General features: G+C 50.1%; 19 protein-coding genes. 6 read left to right on the top strand and 13 right to left on the bottom strand.

Annotated elements, in window-relative coordinates; genetic code table 11:
• Positions 1–621: 621 nt before the first annotated feature.
• The 6 genes from cysQ to cysG are packed head-to-tail and all read right to left on the bottom strand — an operon-like array spanning position 622 to position 7,559.
• Positions 622–1,362, bottom strand: a complete 741-nt coding sequence (cysQ, locus tag BIT28_RS26245) for a 3'(2'),5'-bisphosphate nucleotidase CysQ (RefSeq protein ID WP_075767918.1) — start codon at positions 1,360–1,362, stop codon at positions 622–624.
• Positions 1,363–1,380: 18 nt separating this feature from the next.
• On the bottom strand, positions 1,381–2,001 hold the full coding sequence (gene cysC, locus BIT28_RS26240; protein WP_075767917.1) for an adenylyl-sulfate kinase: 621 nt from the start codon (positions 1,999–2,001) through the stop codon (positions 1,381–1,383).
• Between the two features lie 38 nt (positions 2,002–2,039).
• Positions 2,040–3,767 carry an SLC13 family permease gene (locus BIT28_RS26235; RefSeq protein WP_075767916.1) on the bottom strand — a complete coding sequence of 576 codons (1,728 nt, stop codon included), beginning with the start codon at positions 3,765–3,767 and terminating at the stop codon, positions 2,040–2,042.
• 4 nt (positions 3,768–3,771) lie between these two features.
• Positions 3,772–5,202 (bottom strand): sulfate adenylyltransferase subunit CysN, encoded by a 1,431-nt coding sequence (gene cysN, locus BIT28_RS26230; RefSeq protein WP_075767915.1) that lies wholly within the window; start codon positions 5,200–5,202, stop codon positions 3,772–3,774.
• A gap of 10 nt (positions 5,203–5,212) precedes the next feature.
• Positions 5,213–6,121 (bottom strand): sulfate adenylyltransferase subunit CysD, encoded by a 909-nt coding sequence (cysD, locus tag BIT28_RS26225; RefSeq protein ID WP_075767914.1) that lies wholly within the window; start codon positions 6,119–6,121, stop codon positions 5,213–5,215.
• A gap of 13 nt (positions 6,122–6,134) precedes the next feature.
• Positions 6,135–7,559, bottom strand: coding sequence for a siroheme synthase CysG (cysG, locus tag BIT28_RS26220; protein WP_075767913.1), 1,425 nt, complete (start codon positions 7,557–7,559; stop codon positions 6,135–6,137).
• Between the two features lie 408 nt (positions 7,560–7,967).
• Here cysG and BIT28_RS26215 point away from each other — a divergent pair, with 408 nt between their 5' ends.
• The 4 genes from BIT28_RS26215 (at position 7,968) to BIT28_RS26200 (ending at position 11,999) form a co-directional block, all read left to right on the top strand.
• On the top strand, positions 7,968–9,929 hold the full coding sequence (locus tag BIT28_RS26215) for a bifunctional 2',3'-cyclic-nucleotide 2'-phosphodiesterase/3'-nucleotidase (protein ID WP_075767912.1): 1,962 nt from the start codon (positions 7,968–7,970) through the stop codon (positions 9,927–9,929).
• Positions 9,930–10,023: 94 nt separating this feature from the next.
• Positions 10,024–10,581 carry a Crp/Fnr family transcriptional regulator gene (locus BIT28_RS26210; protein WP_075767911.1) on the top strand — a complete coding sequence of 186 codons (558 nt, stop codon included), beginning with the start codon at positions 10,024–10,026 and terminating at the stop codon, positions 10,579–10,581.
• 85 nt (positions 10,582–10,666) lie between these two features.
• Positions 10,667–11,131: a GNAT family N-acetyltransferase gene (locus BIT28_RS26205; RefSeq protein ID WP_075767910.1), complete on the top strand. Its 465-nt coding sequence runs from the start codon at positions 10,667–10,669 to the stop codon at positions 11,129–11,131.
• Positions 11,124–11,999 (top strand): DMT family transporter, encoded by an 876-nt coding sequence (locus BIT28_RS26200; protein WP_075767909.1) that lies wholly within the window; start codon positions 11,124–11,126, stop codon positions 11,997–11,999. The genes BIT28_RS26205 and BIT28_RS26200 overlap by 8 nt, the downstream gene beginning before the upstream one ends.
• A gap of 80 nt (positions 12,000–12,079) precedes the next feature.
• On the opposite strand, the gene BIT28_RS26195 is transcribed toward BIT28_RS26200, so the two are convergent.
• The gene (locus BIT28_RS26195) at positions 12,080–12,748 is read right to left on the bottom strand and encodes a LysM-like peptidoglycan-binding domain-containing protein (RefSeq protein ID WP_075767908.1); all 669 of its coding nucleotides are present in this window, start codon (positions 12,746–12,748) and stop codon (positions 12,080–12,082) included.
• Positions 12,749–12,871: 123 nt separating this feature from the next.
• On the opposite strand from BIT28_RS26195, the gene bamJ reads away from it, so the two are divergent.
• The gene (gene bamJ / locus BIT28_RS26190) at positions 12,872–13,492 is read left to right on the top strand and encodes a BamJ family beta-barrel-assembly machinery protein (RefSeq protein WP_075767907.1); all 621 of its coding nucleotides are present in this window, start codon (positions 12,872–12,874) and stop codon (positions 13,490–13,492) included.
• A 159-nt stretch (positions 13,493–13,651) separates the two neighbouring features.
• Positions 13,652–14,146, top strand: coding sequence for a DUF2780 domain-containing protein (locus BIT28_RS26185; RefSeq protein ID WP_075767906.1), 495 nt, complete (start codon positions 13,652–13,654; stop codon positions 14,144–14,146).
• A gap of 188 nt (positions 14,147–14,334) precedes the next feature.
• On the opposite strand, the gene BIT28_RS26180 is transcribed toward BIT28_RS26185, so the two are convergent.
• The 6 genes from BIT28_RS26180 to pspG all read right to left on the bottom strand — a co-directional run bounded on the left by BIT28_RS26180 (position 14,335) and on the right by pspG (position 20,125).
• Positions 14,335–15,096 carry a phosphoadenylyl-sulfate reductase gene (locus BIT28_RS26180; RefSeq protein WP_075767905.1) on the bottom strand — a complete coding sequence of 254 codons (762 nt, stop codon included), beginning with the start codon at positions 15,094–15,096 and terminating at the stop codon, positions 14,335–14,337.
• The gene (gene cysI, locus BIT28_RS26175) at positions 15,089–16,780 is read right to left on the bottom strand and encodes an assimilatory sulfite reductase (NADPH) hemoprotein subunit (RefSeq protein WP_075767904.1); all 1,692 of its coding nucleotides are present in this window, start codon (positions 16,778–16,780) and stop codon (positions 15,089–15,091) included. The genes BIT28_RS26180 and cysI overlap by 8 nt, the downstream gene beginning before the upstream one ends.
• On the bottom strand, positions 16,780–18,597 hold the full coding sequence (locus tag BIT28_RS26170) for an assimilatory sulfite reductase (NADPH) flavoprotein subunit (RefSeq protein ID WP_075767903.1): 1,818 nt from the start codon (positions 18,595–18,597) through the stop codon (positions 16,780–16,782). Before BIT28_RS26170 ends, cysI begins: the two co-directional genes overlap by 1 nt.
• Positions 18,598–18,752: 155 nt before the next feature.
• The gene (locus BIT28_RS26165) at positions 18,753–18,986 is read right to left on the bottom strand and encodes a thymidylate kinase (RefSeq protein WP_075767902.1); all 234 of its coding nucleotides are present in this window, start codon (positions 18,984–18,986) and stop codon (positions 18,753–18,755) included.
• Between the two features lie 116 nt (positions 18,987–19,102).
• A complete protein-coding gene (locus BIT28_RS26160; RefSeq protein WP_075767901.1) occupies positions 19,103–19,741 on the bottom strand; it encodes a TIGR04219 family outer membrane beta-barrel protein in 639 nt (212 codons plus the stop codon).
• Between the two features lie 150 nt (positions 19,742–19,891).
• Positions 19,892–20,125 carry an envelope stress response protein PspG gene (pspG, locus tag BIT28_RS26155; RefSeq protein WP_075767900.1) on the bottom strand — a complete coding sequence of 78 codons (234 nt, stop codon included), beginning with the start codon at positions 20,123–20,125 and terminating at the stop codon, positions 19,892–19,894.
• Positions 20,126–20,245 lie beyond the last annotated feature (120 nt).

Genomic DNA, 20,245 nt, shown 5'->3' with positions numbered 1-20,245 from the left:
ACTTTTAAAAAGTGAAGACAAAAGGTTTGACTAATCATTTCACGAGTGCCCACACAGATTGCATGGTCAAATTGTTAAAGAGCGTTTCGCTAACACTTTGTGTTGGCTAGGCTGCGTATCTTACGCGCCTCATATTTTAAGTCAAGCTGTTTTTTTGATTTTCTCAAAACCGCTTCCTGACTCACCTCAACAATGCAAAAGCTTACTTTTTACCGCTTTCGGCTTACTTACTGAAGAGGGAGGCCATTCTATGCAATCTCAAACTGGTGTCAAGCACCTTTTTTCAATTGTTTTTTTAGAAACCCCACTTACCTACAAGTTATGCACAGCTTGCAAATAGCTTACTAAGTGCGTTCATATCTTGTTGGTGAGGCGGCATTATAGGGTGGCAGAAGAATATAACAACCGATTTATTGAACTTTTACATCGATTGCTGACAATTCAAACCATAGCCCATAAAAGTGACAATAAATACGCCGATTACAATACATAAATCAAAGCGTCAAAAGTCATCACGGTAGATTAAGCGTAGTCAATTATTGGATAAAGCGATCTTGTTTTAGAGAATTCGCAAAAAAAGGCAGCCTCAGGCTGCCTTAATATTGTCGAAAAACAGTGACTTTAAATAGCTACAACAAAATATGGGTTTAACAATTCTTCTCGATGGTAACTTAATGTATCACCGTTGAACTGCTTCACCGTTGCTCCTGCGCTTTCCGCTATGCATTGTCCGGCAGCGGTATCCCACATCATAGTGGGACCTAACCGAGGGTAAAATTGTGCTCGACCTTCGGCAACCAAGCAAAACTTCAGCGATGAACCAACTTCCGCCATTTTGTGCTCACCCAGTTTTTCGAGATAACTCGCCATGTCTGGACTCGGGTGAGAACGACTTCCCACCACAGTTGGTACAGTTGCAGGTCGAACCTTTATCTGATCTCGTCCTGCTTTTGTCTGAAGCCAAGCCTTTTCACTATCTCCTAACCAAGACTTGTCCAATGCCGGGGCATGGACAACCGCTATGATTGGCTTGCCATTCTCAATCAGAGCAATGTTGACAGTAAACTCACCATTCTTGCGCAAAAACTCTTTAGTGCCATCAAGAGGATCCACCAGCCAAAAAGAAGACCAATGCTGCCTCTCAGGCCAAGGAGTATGAGCAGACTCTTCAGAAAGAATAGGAATGTCTGGCGTTAACGCTTTTAGCTGTTCAACAATAATGGTATTGGCTGCGAGATCTGCTTCGGTCACCGGGCTACTATCAGCCTTCTCAGAAACCTGAACATTACCATGATAGCGCTCCATGATAGCTTCTCCGGCTTCAAGCGCTATGCCATATATCGATTCGAGTAGAGTACTCACTCGTAGCGACTCCTTTTATTAGCGGATGATCTGACGTTGTTTCAACGACTCCAAACACAGCTCTACCAACTCTGCGACCGATGCCTCACCAGCTTGTAAATGGATCTCTGGCAATTCCGGAGCCTGGTATTCAGAGTCGATCCCTGTGAACTGTTTAATCTCTCCTGCTCGGGCTTTCTTATACAGGCCTTTCGGATCACGCTTCTCACATTCAGCCAGCGGCGTATCGACAAATACCTCAAGAAACTCACCTTCGGGTAGTAAGTCACGGACCAACTGACGCTCTTGACGATGTGGGGAAATAAAAGCACTTAATACAATAAGCCCAGCATCAGCCATCAACTTTGCGACTTCACCTATGCGTCGGATGTTTTCCCGGCGATCTTCCGTCGAGAACCCAAGATCACGGCACAATCCATGCCGAACATTATCACCGTCAAGGAGATAGGTGTGATGCCCCAACTCCGCAAGACGGGACTCCAGGGCACCTGCAACCGTTGATTTCCCGGCACCACTCAACCCGGTGAACCACATTACACAAGGCTTTTGCTTTTTTTGCTTGGCACGAAAGGCCTTATCCGTCTGATGGCTGTGCCATACAACATTCTCATCATCATGAGGCTGAACCGCGGCTGTCATAATTAACTCCGTTTCATGACGTACGATTAAAAATCATATTAAAAAGGAAATAGCTGAGGGATCAACGCAAGTACAACCACTGAATACACAATGGAGATCGGTAACCCTACCCGTAAGTAATCTATTAATTTGTAGTTTCCCACGCTATAGACCAATAAATTAGTCTGATAGCCATAGGGAGAAATAAAACTGGCGCTGGCACCGAATAAGATCGCCATAATAAAAGGCATAGGATCCGCGCCGTAACTCACCGCCAAACTGTAGGCAATAGGAAAAGAAAGTGCTGCCGCAGCATTGTTGGTCACCAGCTCCGTAAGGATTAGCGTCAGTAGATATACCGCAACCAATGCTCCATAGATCCCCCAGCCATTGAATGCTGTCATCAGCATATTGCCCATACGATCAGACAAACCACTGGAGATCATCAGTTGGGCCAGCGACAACGCAGAACCAACAATGACAACGATGTCGACAGGAAAACGCCGCCGGATTTCAGTAAAAGTAATAATGCCTGTAGCAACCAGGACAAGCAGATAAGCGGCAAGCCCGTTGATAATAGGCAGAATATCAAGCAGCGCAGCGGCAATGACCCCCATAAAGCCCGCCAAGACACTCAGGCTTTTGCTGCTGTCTAAGCGAGCACTGGAATCTAACCCGTTGACCAACACAAACTCTCGGTTAAGCTGCTGCTTTTTATCATTAAAGGTTTTCCCCGGTACCACCACCAAAGTGTCACCGGCATGCAATTCGATATTACCCAGACCTCCCCCCAGACGCTCATGCCCCCGGCGGATAGCAACAACAACAGCATCAAAGCGCTCCCTGAAGCGAACACTTTTGAGCGTTTTGCCACGTATCCCCGCAGAGTGGCTGACGATCACCTCCAGCATCGACTGGCCATTAAGGTGGTGCTGGCCAAATAAATGCAAACCGTTTATTTCCTGCAACGTGGTTACACTTTCCACATCACCGCAAAAAAGCAGAGTATCACCAGCCAGTAACCGGGTATCCGGGCATACGGGAGCTATCTTTTTGCCATTACGTATCACTTCAGCCAAAAACAGCCGGCGTAGCGCGCGCAAACCATTCTCGGCAACCGTTTTGCCCGCCAGCGGTGAGCCCCCTACTATTCGGGCTTCGAGAAAATACGGTAAGTCATCCTGGCTGTTGTCATCATAGACAGGTAACAAATAGCTGAGAGGAATAATAATAATCAGCCCGATCGCCAATACTACAAGCCCAATAGAGGTAGGCGCAAAAAAGCCCAAGCTCGGTAGCCCCGCATCCTCAACGAAACTATTTATGATTAGATTCGTTGAAGTGCCAATCAGGGTAAGTGTTCCCCCTAATATGGCAGTATAAGAAAGGGGGATCAGCAATCTGGATGGTGCATGCCGCTGATTACGCTTGATAGCACCAATCAATGACACGACCACGGCCGTATTATTCGTAAATGAAGACAAAAACGCAGTCGACAAGCCAAGTTTTGCAACCACGCTAGACTGGCCACCCTGCGAAATCTGACGCCCGACCCAACTGATCAGGCGTGTTTTCTCAAGGGCAACAGAAACAAGGATCAGCAATACCAAAGTTAACAATGATGAATTAGTAAAGTTGCCAGCCAAGGTCGGCAAGTCAATCATGCCAACCTGAAAACCGACAAAGGCGGCTCCGGCAAATAAATAAGCCGGTTTGATCCGTGTTGTCAGCAGACAGGTTACTATCACCATTAACATGGCAAGAACCATTCCTTGTTCCCAGCCCATGCTATTATCCCAGTAGTTTACTGATATCTTTTGCATCCCAGTGAGGGAAATGCTTACGGATCAGCGCGTTGAATTCAACCTCGAAGGCACTGAACGGGCTTTCTTGTTGACTTTCCGTTCCTGCCAACGCCTCACGCACCATCCCGGCCCCCACCGTTACGTTGGTCAAACGGTCGATAACAATAAAGCCACCGGTATCGACACTGTCCTTATAGGCATCAACGGCAATCTCTTCATTCAGTGTCACTTCACATAGGCCAATACCATTTAACGGTAGCGCATCGACTGAGAAAGTTTCCAAGTTATTGATATCGACCTGATGGCGAATGGCTTCCACTGAGCCAACAGTTTTCTTACCAGCAACCTTAATGTCGTACTGGCGACCAATCTCCAGTGGCGCTTCTGCCATCCATACAATGTCAGCCAACAAGTGATTGCTCTGTGGGACATCATCATTGGCAGCCACTATGGTATCACCACGGCTAATATCGATTTCGTCAGTCAGGGTTAATGTCACCGCCTGACCGGGGTGCGCTTCTGGCAAGTCACCATCAAAGGTCACGATACGCTCGACCGTAGAGATTTTCCCCGACGGCAGCGCTTTAATCTGATCACCTGCTTTTACAACTCCCGAGGCCACCGTGCCGGCAAAGCCACGAAAATCCAGGTTAGGGCGATTAACATATTGCACCGGGAAACGAAAATCTCCCGTTTCACGTTCCTGGCCAATATCGACATTTTCAAGCAATGCCAGTAACGAATCACCGTCATACCAAGGCGTTTTGTCACTCAGGCCAACAACATTGTCACCCTCCAATGCCGACAGCGGCACCAGTTTGATATCAAGATCGGCATTCAGCTTCTCGGCAAAGGCCAGATACTCATCACGAATTGTATCGAAACGCTCTTGCTGGTAATCAACCAAGTCCATTTTGTTAATGGCAACCACAAAATGGCGGATACCCAACAGACTCGCTATATAGGAATGGCGGCGTGTTTGATCCAAGACTCCTTTTCGGGCGTCAATCAGAATCACGGCTACATCACAGGTCGAGGCACCCGTCGCCATGTTACGCGTATACTGTTCATGGCCAGGGGTATCGGCAATGATGAACTTACGCTTCTTGGTCGAGAAATAGCGGTAGGCGACATCAATGGTGATCCCCTGCTCCCGCTCAGCCTGAAGGCCATCAACCAGCAATGCCAGATCGGGCTTATCACCCGTTGTACCAACTTTCTGACTGTCGGTATGAATGGCCGCCAACTGATCTTCATAAATCTGATGCGAGTCATGAAGCAGACGGCCAATCAAGGTGCTCTTACCGTCATCTACTGAGCCGCAGGTCAAAAAGCGAAGCAACGATTTGTTCTGATGTTGGTCAAGGTAAGCTTCTATGCCTAGCTCAGCCACTTGTTGTTCAATAAGACTGTTCATGTATCTTTCCTTAGAAGTAACCTTGACGCTTTTTCAATTCCATCGAGCCTGACTGATCATGATCAATCGCCCGTCCCTGACGTTCGCTCGATGTCGCCACCAGCATCTCCTCAATAATACCCGGCAGGGTATTGGCCTCTGACTCAATCGCACCAGTCAGCGGATAGCAGCCCAAGGTACGGAAGCGTACGCTCTTATGTTCAATTTTCTCACCCGGTTGCAGCTCCATCCGATCGTCATCCACCATGATCAACATGCCGTCACGATCAACAACAGGACGTACCTCAGACAGGTACAACGGCACAATCTCAATGCCTTCCAGGTAGATATACTGCCAGATATCCAGCTCGGTCCAGTTCGATAACGGGAAGACGCGGATACTCTCGCCTTTGTTGATCTGACCGTTGTAGGTTTTCCACAACTCGGGGCGCTGATTTTTCGGATCCCAGGTATGGTTTTTGTCACGGAACGAATAGACACGCTCTTTGGCCCGAGACTTCTCCTCGTCACGGCGTGCACCGCCGAATGCGGCATCAAAGCCATATTTATTCAGAGCCTGCTTCAGCCCCTGGGTTTTCATAATATCGGTGTGCTTTGAAGAACCATGGGTAAAGGGGCCAACTCCCATCGCGAGCCCCTCAGGGTTCTTATGCACCAGTAAATCAAAACCATACTTCTTGGCAGTACGATCGCGAAACTCGATCATCTCGCGAAATTTCCAGTCGGTATCCACATGCAGAAGAGGGAATGGAATCTTGCCCGGGTAGAATGCCTTGCGGGCAAGATGCAACATAACCGATGAATCTTTCCCGATGGAGTACATCATTACCGGGTTATCGAACTCAGCAGCCACTTCGCGAATGATATGAATACTCTCCGCTTCTAGCTGCTTGAGGTGGGTTAAACGTTTAGGGTCCATCACTCTCTCCATACTATGCCAGCTTCACAACAGCAGACTGCTGTAATTGCTGTTCCTGCTTGCCGAACCAATGTAATTTTTCTGATAAATTCACCACTTCCCCGACCACTATCAATGAGGGTGAAGCGGCATGTTGAGCTAATGTCGCCAGCTCACCGAGCTGACCTTTCAATACTTTCTGAGATTTCTGGGTTCCACGTTCAATAATAGCAATAGGCGTATCCGCCGCCCGACCGTGGGTCAGTAGCTGTTGTTGGATATGGCTGGATTTCATCAGCCCCATGTAAATCACCAGCGTTTGCTTACCGCGAGCCAGGGTTGACCAATCCAGCTGATCACCGTCAGGCTTGAGGTGACCGGTAATAAACATGGCTGTTTGGGCATAATCACGGTGGGTCAGCGGAATGCCGGCGTAAGCCGTCGCTCCCGCAGCCGCCGTAATTCCCGGTACTACCTGGAACTGAATACCGGCATCGAACAAGACTTCCAGCTCTTCGCCCCCCCGGCCGAAGACAAACGGGTCTCCCCCCTTGAGACGAACAACGCGCTTGCCTTGTTTGGCATAGTGAACAATAAGCTGGTTGGTTTCTTCCTGTGGGACACTGTGAAAGCCGGCTTTTTTACCGACGCAGACCAGCTCAGCATCACGGCGAACGAGATCCATCACATCATCAGACACCAAGTAGTCGTAGAGCACAACATCGGCCTGCTGCATGAGCTGCAAGGCACGCAGTGTCAGTAGCCCGGCATCACCGGGACCGGCACCAATCAGTGCAACCTGGCCTTGAGAAAAAACTTGTTGCTGCTGGCTTTGCACTGAAAGAGATGCCAACTCCTGTTCGGCTTGTTTTTCCTGGCCGGCTGCAACCAATTCGGCAAAACGGCCGTTGAAAGCCTGCTCCCAAAAATACCGACGCTGTGACACAGAGGATACCGTCTGGGCCAGACGGTCACGGAAACGCCCGGCAATCTCTGCCATCCGCCCCAGATGACGAGGCAAAAGCGCTTCGAGCTTTTCTCGAACTAAACGAGCTAGAACAGGAGCCTTGCCTGAAGAGGAAATGGCAACGATGATCGGCGAACGATCGACGATAGAAGGCACAATAAAGCTGCATCGCTGCGTGTCATCAACCACGTTGACCATCACCTGGCGCTGATTGGCCGATTGATACACCAACGCATTGACTGCCTTACGATCAGTGGCGGCGATAGCCAAGAAAATGCCATCAAGATCTGACGGGACAAACTCTTGCGCCTGATGTGTAATGTCACACGCCTGCAGGGCTTGCTGGAAGTCGTCATTGAGCTCGCGGGCAATCACCCGCACATCGGCACCCGCCTTCAATAGCATGCGAGTTTTACGCCATGCGACGTCTCCGCCCCCGACAACCAAACACGGTCGACGTTTTATGTCTGCAAAAATTGGCAAGTAATCCATTTACAGCGCCCTCTGTTCCTATATCTAACAGCACTATAGTCGGGCTGAAATATTACCTGAAATTCTAAAAGTTTATTTTTTATTCCAAAAAGTTCAGACGACGCATATATGACGACTATACAAGAGCAAATATCACCCCTAGCAATCAATTAGTCTTAAAAAGCCAGAAATTACAGGTAAAAATAGCCCAGACCCATAACCACCACAGATACATAGGGCTTAAGTTATGCTTTTTTTGTATTACTAAAAAATCAGAGCAGGTGAAATCATGAGCATAATGAGATTTGCCCCGCCTTTTTAAGTTAAAAAACGAGAGTCAGAACACAATAAGGTAAACAGTTCACGTAATAGCGACATGATTTTTGATACCTTAAACACGCTTTCCCGTTCTATTTCCTGGAGAAAATCATGAAACTATCTGCCAAGCCACTGTCAATTGCAGTACTTGGTGGCCTGCTGACTATGGCGGGTCCTGCCACGGCTGAAACGATCAAGTTACGTATTTTGGAAACAACCGATATCCACACCAACGTGATGGATTACGATTACTACAAAGATAAGCCAACCAAAAAAACCGGCCTTGTTCGTACCGCCACGTTAGTCAAAGAAGCGCGTGCCGAAGTCACTAACAGCGTTTTGGTCGACAACGGTGATTTACTGCAGGGTAGTCCTATGGGTGACTACATGGCTGCCAAGGGCATCAAGGCCGGCGAAGTTCACCCTGTATACAAGGCGATGAACCAGCTGAATTATGATGTCGGTAACCTGGGTAACCACGAATTCAACTATGGGTTGGACTTCCTTAAAACCTCTCTTAAAGGTGCGACCTTCCCATATATCAACTCGAACGTGATTGACCTGAAGACAGGCAAAAACATGTTCACGCCTTACATCATCAAGCCGCATACCTTCAAAGATACAGACGGTGTCGAGCACGAAATCAAAGTAGGCTATATCGGTTTTGTTCCGCCGCAGATTCTGATCTGGGACAAGAAGAACCTGGAAGGCAAAGTAGAAGCACTCGATATCAAACAAGCTGCCGAGAAGTTTGTTCCGCAAATGAAGGCTGAAGGTGCGGATGTTATTGTTGCGATCCCTCACTCCGGCGTCTCTGCTGATCCGTATAAAGTAATGGCAGAAAACTCGGTTTACTACCTCACAGAGGTAGAGGGAATTGACGCTATTGCCTTCGGCCACTCGCATGCCGTGTTCCCAGGAAAAGGCTTTGCCAACCTGCCGAACACCGATATTAAAAAAGGTACCATCAACGGTGTTGCTGCTGTTATGCCAGGCCGCTGGGGTGATCACCTGGGCGTGATGGACCTTGTTCTTGAAAAAGAAGACAGCAAGTGGGTCGTCACCGATGCCCAGACCGAAGCGCGTCCTATCTATGACAAGTACAAGAAAGAAGCCCTTGTCGAAGCGGATGAAAAACTGGTTGCGTCTGTCAGCGAAGACCACAAGGCCACCCGTGATTTTGTCAATCAACCAATAGGCAAAGCCAGCGATATGATGTACAGCTTCCTGGCACTGGTTCAGGACGATCCAACCGTTCAGATCGTTAGCCTGGCCCAGAAAGACTATGTCGAGCGCTTCATCCAGGGCGATCCTGATCTAGACGGTATTCCGGTTCTGTCTGCAGCGGCACCGTTCAAGGCAGGTGGCCGTGGTAACGATCCGGCGAACTTCACCGAAGTTGAGTCCGGTCAGCTGACGTTCCGTAACGCCGCAGATCTGTACCTGTACCCGAACACCCTGGTTGCGATGAAAGTCACCGGCAAAGAAGTCAAAGAATGGCTGGAATGCTCGGCAGGTCAGTTCAACCAGATCGATCTCAACAGCACCGAGCAGCAGGGGCTGATCAACTGGGACGGTTTCCGAACCTATAACTTCGATGTGATCGACGGCGTTAACTACACCATCGATATCTCGCAGCCTGCCCGTTACGACGGTAACTGTAAGCTAATCAATGACAAAGCCTCGCGAATCCAAGAGCTGACGTTCAACGGCAAACCTGTCGAGCCAACGCAGGCCTTTATCATTGCGACCAACAACTACCGTGCATACAGCGGCAAATTTGCCGGTACTGGCGAGCAATATGTCGCCTTTGCCTCACCGGATGAAAACCGTACGGTCATTGCCGACTACATCTCCCGTATCAGCAAAGAAAAAGGCCTGGTTACCCCGAGCGCCGACAACAACTGGTCTTTTGCGCCGCTGAATAGCGACAAGAAGCTAAATGTGACATTTGAAACCTCGCCAAGCGACAAGGCGACGCAGTTTATTAAAGACAAAGGTCAGTACCCGATGGAAAAAGTGGGTACGGACAAGGTTGGCTTTGCGGTCTATCGTATCGATCTGCAAAAATAACCCCTGAGTATCCATCACTCATACATACCGCGGCTTAGCCCGCGGTATTTTTTTGCTATGATGGCAGCATAGTTCCCAACCTGTAACCATTATTATGAACGACGTCCTGCAAGCCTTTCTCAGCCAGCTTGGTGCTTCAGAGGAAACCATCCAAGAAGCCGTCGCTGCCGCCGCCCCCATGGAGCTGCCAACCCGGCACGTATTGCTCAACCAAGGGGAAAAGCCGGGCTATTGCTACTTTCTCCTCGACGGACTTTGTCATGCCTGCTACCTCACACCCGAGGGAAAACAGTTCAGCAAAGAGTTCTATTGGGACCAGGATGTCCTGATTGGCTTTGAAAGCCTTATCAGTGATGCGCCTTCACCTTTCTTGCTCGAGACCCTGTCTGCCAGCAAGCTGCTTGCCTTGCCTGTCAGCCTGCTAGTGCAGTGGCGAGCACAGGGCAATCCTCTCTACCTGCGCCTGCTTGAACGGCAGCTTAGCTATAAAGAACAGAAAGAACGCTTTATGCTGATGCATACGCCAGAGGAGCGCTACCATTTATTTACCACCAGCTTCCCGGAATTATTGAGCCGGATTGCCGACTATCAGATTGCCTCTTATCTGGGGATCACCCCGATAAGCCTTAGCCGGATCAAAAAACGGCTTTAGGAAGAATAATTAACAATCGTTAATGCCAGGCAGACATGTTGGCGGTACTCTGCTGCCAGACCCTGTATCCATCAAGGAGAATACGATGCAATGGCAATGCCTGCCTTTTGAACAGCTCACAACCCACCAACTGTATGACTTGCTCAAGCTCAGAGTCGATGTCTTCGTGGTCGAGCAAAACTGCCCCTATCCCGAGCTGGATAACTGTGACCGCCTAGCAGGTACCCACCATCTGCTGGGTTACCACAATGATGAGCTTGTGGCCTACCTCAGGCTGCTGCCACCGGGGACCACCTATGCCAACAGCAGCATCGGCCGCGTACTGACGGCAGCCAGTGCTCGGGGGACAGGGGCTGGCCACGTGCTGATCCAGCAAGGGCTGGAATACGCCGAACAACTTTGGCCAAATCAGACAATCGACATCGGTGCCCAGTCTCATCTTCAGCACTACTATCGCCGATATGGCTTTGAAGCAATTTCTGACGAATACCTGGAAGATGGCATTCCGCATGTAGACATGAGACTGCACAAAGGGATAGTGAGTGAATAAACTCTCCCCGTTCGCCGCCGGAGCGCTGCTACTGCTGCTGGGCAACTTGTCCGCATCCTTCTCTGATGTGGCGGTAAAACTACTTGAAGGGGGCATCAGCGCCTTTCAATACATGTTCATCCGCCAGTTGCTCAGTGTCTTATTACTGTTTCCGCTTTGGTTCAGATTGACACCCCGGCAACAGGCTGTCGGCAGCTATGGTATTACCCTGGTACGCTCTCATCTGGTGTTAGCCGGTAGCGGATTCGTCATGGTCGCCCTGACCTGGCTGCCGCTAGCGACTGCCAACGCTCTGTTTTACGCTGCGCCACTGCTGATGCTGCCGCTATCGGCCTGGTTACTAAAAGAAAAGCCAGAACGGCAGAAAGTACTGGCAACCCTCACCGGCTTTGGCGGCGTCCTGGTCGTACTGCGGCCCGATCAGTTCCACTGGGCGGCACTGGCCGCTTTGGGGTGTGCTTTCACGCTGGCACTGTACAACGTGCTGGTCAGAAAGTTGCCTGAACAGCAACCCGTCGTCAGTACGCTATTTTGGACCGGCGTTTTCTCTCTGCCTCTGGCAGGCGTACTTGCTACATTGTTCTGGCAGCCCATCACCACAGAAGAGCTGATGCTCATTGCAGCCAGCGCACTCTTTACCCTGGGGTATCACGGCTGCGCTGTAGCCGCCTACCGACGCGCAACAACCTGCCAGCTCGGGCTGATTGAGTACTCCGGACTGATTTTTGTCACCATTTTAGGGATTGTCGGGTTTGATGAACGGCCTGATTTACTGACAACTATGGGGATTGTACTCATTGTGCTGCCGATGCTGCCTCTGCCTAAGTCACGTCGTTCAAAGCCCCTGTGCGATGACGCGGCGCAATAACAGTATTCAGTTGAAAAGCCGTCAAAATGAACAAAGGCCACTTTCGGCCTTTTTCACAACTACCTTTTCACCACCATTCGCTACTGACTGCGAACAAAGCTGCCATCGGAGCGGCGGAAAAACATCACCGACTCTCCCTTGCGGCTTTCTATCTGCAACACATCCAGCCCGCCTTTTGCCGTCTGTTTATAACGGAGCCATTGCCCGGCCTTGATCCGGCTAAGGGGTTTATCTTTACCTTCAATGGCCGCGACCGCATAGAGATCGGTTAACGGTAATGACTTGTCGCGGAAAATATTGGCCAGCGTCTCACCCTGCTTAACCTGATATTTCTGCCACTCCACTTCAACCGGTGCTTTTTCCACCGGTGACTGGCTCGCAGGAGAAGCGGGCTCCGGCGCTTTCACCGCAGTACGTACCGGCGACGCAGGCTCGCTACGCTGGCCGACCGGAGGAAGCGAAGTTGCATCGTTACCGAGATCAAGCGCAAGTTCACGTCGTTCTGTCGGGCCAGAGCTTGTGGTCGATGTTGACTCGCTCACCGGCCATAACAGCAACACGGCAACCACGGGAAGCAGTACCGCAAGCGCCCGGCGGTGCAACAGTGGCAACGACTGCCATTTGGCCTTCAACGGCGCCAGCCTGGCTTTCAGCCGATCGCTGCTGACACTCAGACTTTCCTTGCTAAACGAAAGACGGGGAAGTTTAAATTCACTTTTTTTCTTTGAACGGCGTCTGGCCTGTCCCATATTCAACACTCCAGCGTTCTCAACTCACGCTATCAAACGACATCTTGCCACAAAAGTTTACCCCTTGGGGTCGAAACTGTTATCCTGCCTGCTTTAATTCACTCTACATAGAGAGAAGACACCATGTCTGACGTTAAACTAGATACAGTTGAAACTAAAGCAAGCTACGGTATCGGTCTACAAATGGGCCAACAGCTAGCGCAGAGCGGTCTTGAAGGCCTAAACGTTGCTGCTATCGCTAAAGGTATCGCAACTTCCCTAACTGGTGAAATGCCAGAAATCGAAGTTGACGAAATCAACAACGCACTACGTGAAATCCACACTCGTGCTGAAGAAGCTCGTCAAGAGCAAGCAAAAGCTGCAGCAGCTGACGGTGAAGCTTTCCTAAAAGATAACGCACTACGCTCTGAAGTAACAGTGACTGAATCTGGTCTTCAGTACGAAGTTCTTGTTGAAGGTAACGGCGAAATCCCAACTTCAGACAAGCAAGTTCGTGTTCACTACCACGGCGAACTGACTGACGGTACTGTTTTCGACAGCTCTGTATCTCGCGGTCAGCCTGCAGAATTCCCTGTAACTGGCGTTATCGCTGGTTGGGTTGAAGCGCTTCAGATGATGCCTGTTGGTTCTAAGTGGAAACTATACATCCCACAAGACCTAGCATACGGCGAGCGTGGTGCAGGTGCTGCAATCCCTCCATACGCAGCGCTAGTATTCGAAGTAGAACTACTAGACATCCTGTAAGCTTCCCGAAGCCAGACAAAACTTCCAAACGGTGCCTCGGCACCGTTTTTTCTCCCTTCCAGATGCACGCCCCATCAGTAAACCATATTTTTTCATTTTAATTTGGTAGTTACGCCGCATTCCCCACTACGCTTATAACGTTAATCAAAGGAGGATGCCATGGGATGCAAACCATCTATTTTTAGCCGATCACTTATACTTACCACACTTGTGAGCTGTTTGGCTTTTTCAGCCTATAGCCATGCTTTCAGCCTGTCAGATCTGTTTGGCGGCGGTGATGACGAACAGGCAGAGGCCAGCGCAACCAATCCCCTAACAGACATACTGGCCAACCAGCTTGGTGTGACATCAGAGCAAGCGGCCGGTGGTGCCGGCGCATTGCTGTCACTGGCATCCAGCCAACTTAGTGCCGATCAGGCTAGTGAACTTAGCAAGATGATCCCCGGCAGCGATGCCCTTACTGCTGCCATTCCTGCGGGTCTTGGCGGTATGCTGACCAACATAGATACAATCAACCAGGTGTTCTCAGCCCTCGGCATGGATGCCAGCATGGTCAGCCAGTTTATCCCCGTTGTCATGCAATTCCTCGGCAGCCAGGGAGCCAGTGCAGGCTTGCTGGATGCCCTCGGCAAAGTGTGGACACCGGCAGGCTAACCGCATCCACACTCCGGCGCGGCAACGATGATACAGAAATTGGTGTGCCCCCTGTCAAATGCAAGTAAAAAGAGTTAATTAAAACAGCAGGCTAATAATAACCTCACATAAAAAAACCTTATCTGCCTGCAGGTCGCAGTGCCAGATAAGGTTTTTATTTTGCTCCTGATCATCAGAGCGTTAATGCATCAAATACCCGAACCATCATATTCAGTACCATCTTCATGCAAGCCACACTCTCGCTTGAGACCAAAGAAACGTGTTTCCTCCTCCTTCATACCCGGCTCCCACTTACGGGTGGTATGGGTATCACCGACAGATAGGTAGCCCTGCTCCCAAAGCGGGTGATAAGGTAAGTCATGTGAAGTCAGATACTGGTGAATATCTTTGTTCGTCCAGTCAATCAGTGGCAAAAACTTAAACACACCATTCTGGATAGCCAGTACCGGCAAGGTTGCTCGGGAATCAGCCTGCTCCCGACGCAGCCCCGAGAACCAGCAGCCGACATTGAGCTCATCCAGAGCACGGCGCATAGGCTCGACCTTGTTTAACTGGTTATACCGCTTGATCCCCTCAACACCTTGTTCCCACAGCTGACCAAAGCGTGCCTCCTGCCAGGCCGAACTCATTTCCGACTTATAGACATACAGGTTCAGTGACAAACGTGCCGTCAGCTCGTCGATAAACTGGTAGGTCTCCGGAAACAGATAACCGGTATCGGTCAAAATCACCGGCACATCCGGCTTTTCCTGAGTCAACAAATGCAGCATAACAGCCGACTGAATGCCAAAACTTGATGCCAGCGCAAATTCGCCGTCCAGATTTTCCAACGCCCAGCGTACTCTGTCTTGGGCAGTCAGGGTTTCCAGCTCAGCATTAATTTCCGCTAGCTGCAGGATCTGCTCAACCTTATTTTTCCGGAGCAGCTCTGCTAACGCTAACTTAGGCATAAAAATCCCTCTTAGAGACTAACACCGGTTCAATGATCCCGGCACGGATAGTGAAATCACCAAAGCCTTCACCATCTTCGCGTTCTTGCGACCAGCGTGCCACCAGCGAGTCAATCTCTTCCATGATCTGAGCCACTGTAATATTTTCCCGGTACATTTTCGGTACCCGGGTACCGCTACGGTTACCACCAAGGTGGAGGTTATAGCGTCCCGGCGCTTTTCCAACCAAGCCAATCTCTGCCAGCATTGCCCGGCCACAGCCATTCGGACAACCGGTCACCCGCAGAATAATATTCTCACCTTCAGCCAGGCCGTGCTTGGCCAGAATACCTTCGACATCGGTGACAAAGTCAGGCAGAAAACGTTCGGCCTCGGCCATTGCCAGCGGACAGGTAGGCAAGGATACACATGCCATAGAGTTCTTGCGCTGCTCACTGACACCGTCATCGATCAGGCCGTGATCACGGGCGATCTTTTCGATCTTGTCTTTGTCCTTGGCCGCCACCCCAGCCACAATCAGGTTCTGGTTGGCAGTCATGCGGAAATCACCTTTATGGACCTTGGCAATTTCAGCCATCCCGGTTTTCAATGGTTTGCCCGGATAGTCCAGCAAGCGGCCATTTTCGATAAACAGCGCCAGGTGATGTTTACCATCGATACCCTCGACCCAGCCAATCCGATCACCACGGTCGGTAAATTCATACGGACGGCTTTCGGCAAATGCTATACCGGCACGTTTTTCCACCTCGGCCTTGAACACATCCGTACCGACACGATCTAAGGTGTACTTGGTCTTGGCATTTTTACGGTTGGAGCGATTACCCCAGTCACGCTGGGTTGTTACCACGGCCGCAGCCACATCCAGCGTCTTTGCCAAAGGAATAAAGCCTAAATCATCGGCGCGACGCGGGTAGGTCGACTTGTCGCCATGGGTCATCGCCAACCCGCCACCAACCAGGACATTAAAGCCAACCAGCTTGCCCCCTTCGGCAATCGCCACAAAGTTCAGGTCATTAGCATGAACATCAACGTCATTCTGCGGTGGGATCACCACGGTGGTCTTGAACTTACGCGGCAGATAGGTGCTGCCCAGAATCGGCTCGTCATCCGTAGCCTCGACCTTCTCACCATCCAGCCAGATCTCGGCATAGGCTCGTGTTTTCGGCAACAGGTGCTCACTGATTTTCTTTGCCCACTCATAAGCTTCCTGATGGAGCTCCGACTCAACCGGGTTGGTCGTACACAGTACGTTACGGTTCACATCCCCCGCCGTGGCAATCGAGTCTATCCCGATTTTATTGAGCGTCTGGTGCATCAGCTTGATGTTTGGTTTCAGTACACCGTGGAACTGAAAGGTCTGGCGCGTTGTCAGGCGAATACTGCCGTACAGGCTGTGTTCCTCAGCAAACTTGTCGATGGCCAGCCATTGCTTCGGTGTGATCACCCCACCCGGCATCCGGGCACGCAGCATCACATTCTGCAACGGCTCAAGCTTCTGCTTGGCACGCTCTGCGCGGATATCGCGGTCATCCTGCTGGTACATACCGTGAAAACGGATCAGCTGGAAGTTATCACCGTTAAAACCACCGGTGATGCGATCCTGCAAATCGTTCTCGATGGTGCCGCGCAAGAAGTTACTTTCCCGCTTCAGGCGTTCGTTATCTGATAGTTTTTGCTCGCTCATTAGTACACATCCCTTTGATAACGCTTGTTCTTACGCAGCTCGTTAAGATACTGCTCCGCCTGTTCGCGGTTTTGCTGACCTTGTTGCTCGGCAATAGTAACCAGAGCTTCGTGAACATCTTTGGCCATATGGTTGGCATCGCCACAGACATACACGTGTGCCCCGTCCTGCAGCCACTGCCAAACCTGGGCGGCATGCTCAAGAAGGCGGTGCTGAACATACACTTTTTCCACCTGATCGCGGCTAAAAGCGACGTCAATCTGGCTCACTACGCCGGATTTCAAATACTTCTGCCACTCCACCTGATACAGGAAGTCTTCAGTAAAGGTGCGGTCACCAAAGAACAACCAGTTTTTACCTTTCGCTTCCCGGTTATCTCGCTCCTGAACAAACGCACGGAATGGTGCGATACCAGTTCCGGGGCCAATCATGATCACCGGAGTATTGTCGTCAGCCGGCAGCTTAAAGTTGTTGTTAGTCTCGACAAAGACCTTGACGTTATCACCGTCTTCCAGGCGATATGACAGATGGCTCGATGCTCCACCCTGTCGGGTTTCGTCACCGTTTTCATATTCAACAACGCCCACCGTCAGATGCACTTCCTCACCCACCTCTTCCTGGCTGGAAGCGATGGAGTACAGGCGTGGTGTCAAACGGCGCAGCAGCCCGATAAGTTGTTCGGCAGTCAGCTTTGATTTCTTTTCAGCTAAAACATCAATCACCTGCGTCTGGCCGGCATACTGACGCAACTTGTCTTTGTCAGCTACCAGCTTTTCCAGCTTTTTGCTGCCTGAGAGCTCAGCGTACTTGGTCACCAACTGCGGGTTCGCTGCGGTAATTTCATACTTGCTGATCAGCGCCTGTTTCAGCGACAGCGCTTCTCCGTCGACCTCGACATTTTCGGTTCCGTCCAGACCAACCCGCGCCGCCAAGGCTTCAGCCAAAACCGAGTCGTTCTCGTACCAAACCCCCAGCGCATCACCCGGTTGATAGGTCAGCCCGGAATCTTCAAGATCAATTTCAATATGGCGGACATCTTTGCCCGAGCGCCGCCCGGTGATCTTCTGGCTGGTCAGCAGTGTTGCCTCATAAGGGTTCTGCTTAGAATATTGTGAAACCGCCTGCTGACTGTTGGCTACCGGTAGCTGAACCACTTCAGCCTCACCAATCGATAAGGTTTCTTTCACCTTTTCAAGAGCTTTTGCCCGCCATTCTGCGGCTGGCGCATCATAGTCAACATCACAGTCAAGACGCTCAAGTATCGATTCGCCGCCCAGGCGGCTCAGATAGCTGTCAAAGTCTTTTGCCGTCTGACAGAAGAACTCATAACTCGAGTCTCCCAGACCAATCACGGCATACTTTAGATTCGGTAGTTTCGGCGCTTTCTTCGACTGTAAGAACTCATGCAGTTCAATCGCATCATCCGGTGCCTCACCTTCACCATGTGTAGAGGCGACAATGATCACATGGGTTTCTTTGGCTAAATTTTTGCCTTTATAGTCACCGGCAGCAAATAGCTCGACAGCGATACCGGCAGCCGAAGCTTCTTCTTTGAGCGCTTCAGCCACCCCTTTTGCATTTCCCGTCTGGGAAGCATGAATAATCGTTAGCTTGCCGGTTGGCTGGGCAACAGCCGCAGCGGAAAGCTGTTGGGCAGGTTGAGGCTGGTCCGCAGACTGAGTTTGGCTCAGCCCCCAAAAATACCCACTTATCCACGCCATTTGCTGTGGCGACAATTCTGCAGCGGCCTGTTGCAGTTGACCTATTTGTTGATCATTGAGTGGGCTGGCTATGGCCGAGAGTTCCTTAAGTAACATGACACGACGATCCCTATACATTGCGTAGTGTTAGATTAGCTACTCAAAGAAATAACAAGAAAGAATAGATAAGAATGTTTTATAACTTTTAGTAAGGTTAGAAGACAGGAAAAAGCGGCTTAACCTGATATTAAGCCGGGTTGCTACACACTAAATCAAAAGGTATCGGCGATACGGACCTGGTGGAACCCGACCTCGAAAGCCCGCTCCGTGGCCGTATCAATATCCCGGTAACACTTTTCACTGCCGGCACCATCGGTCAGCGGTACAAAACCACCCCGGCGATGACGAAATTCTACAATCCATCCGTTGGCCTGAATAGATGGCTCGATAACCGCTTCCACGATATCGCTGTTGGCATACAGTTGCTGTAGTTCAGTTAATGTCATTTGCCCACTTCCTGACTGTTGTATCACTTTTAAAAATGGTACAGAAAAGCGCAAACAGGCAACAAAAAAGCCACGATAAATCGTGGCTTCGATATTCTGTGTTCTGCCAATAACGCTTAGAAGTCCAGTTCTACACCTGCAAACCAACCGTCTAGCTTCACCTTACCTTCAGTTTGCTTGATGAAGTCAAAGTCATAGTCCATCACGCGGTAGCCGGCACGTAGGTTAAGATCGGCAGCAATCAACGGTAGTGACCACTTCACGCCAGCCTGGCCATCAACCGTGCTTGTACCGTCATAGTTACCGAAGTTCAGATCGCCAAAGACTGACACCGGCGTCATTGGAATACCAGCCTCAACGTTACCATACAGGTTCGGCTGCCACTCGCTGAAGTCTTCGCCCAGGAATTTACCCGCATTAAACTTGGACAGGGTGACACCCACATCGAACGCAATCGCGTCGTTATCTAAGATCTCATAGTAAGCCGTGTAGTCAGTCTGACCAAATGATACTGCGCCTGCATCAATGTCAGCGTAACGTAGACGGAAATTAGGCACCAATGGAATAAAGTGCTCAAAGGCCAGGTGATACGATAGGTGGGTATCATCACCGCTTGTGCTGGCATCGTTCACTTTTGCATCTGCAAACCATGCATCTGCACCTGCTTTTACTCCAAGAAGCATTGCCGCCTGAGCTGGCACTGCCGCTGCTAATGCGACTGCAGCCGCCACTGCAGAAATAGCTAATCTATTCATTCGAGTCTCCGCTCTTTATTAGAATTTAAAAACGGCCAAACTATACCAGATGCCGTACAAGAAAACCGCACTTCCTTCGCAGAACCATCACTTTCAGTTCAATTGCTAGGCAAGCTTTTGTAAGCAAAAGCAATTTATCTAGTATCGTCATCAACGACGGTGATAGCGACCTCTATGCTGGCAGTCACCCTTCTTTCCGCGGTACAGCCAAACAGCAACACCGATTAAGATTAGCCAAGGCAGAAGCTTGAGCATCACGCCAATCATTCCCGCCAGCGCCATCACCACAAAGCCTGCCAGCACAGCAAAAACCATACCAACCAAACTCACGCCAGTGAAAATCAATACCATCGCAAATACCAGTAAAAACAGAAACTCAATCATCTTTTGACCCCTTTAGTTTTTATCCTATCTTGTTTTGTTGATAGCACAATTCAGGCCAACAGTTTGACTTTTAAAATAACCATTTACTTTCAACCACATACAAAAAGAGCGTTGACCATA

Origin of the sequence: Photobacterium proteolyticum, from assembly GCF_001939735.1 — a bacterium.
GTDB lineage: Bacteria > Pseudomonadota > Gammaproteobacteria > Enterobacterales > Vibrionaceae > Photobacterium > Photobacterium proteolyticum.
This window is presented reverse-complemented; position numbering and strand designations above follow the sequence as displayed.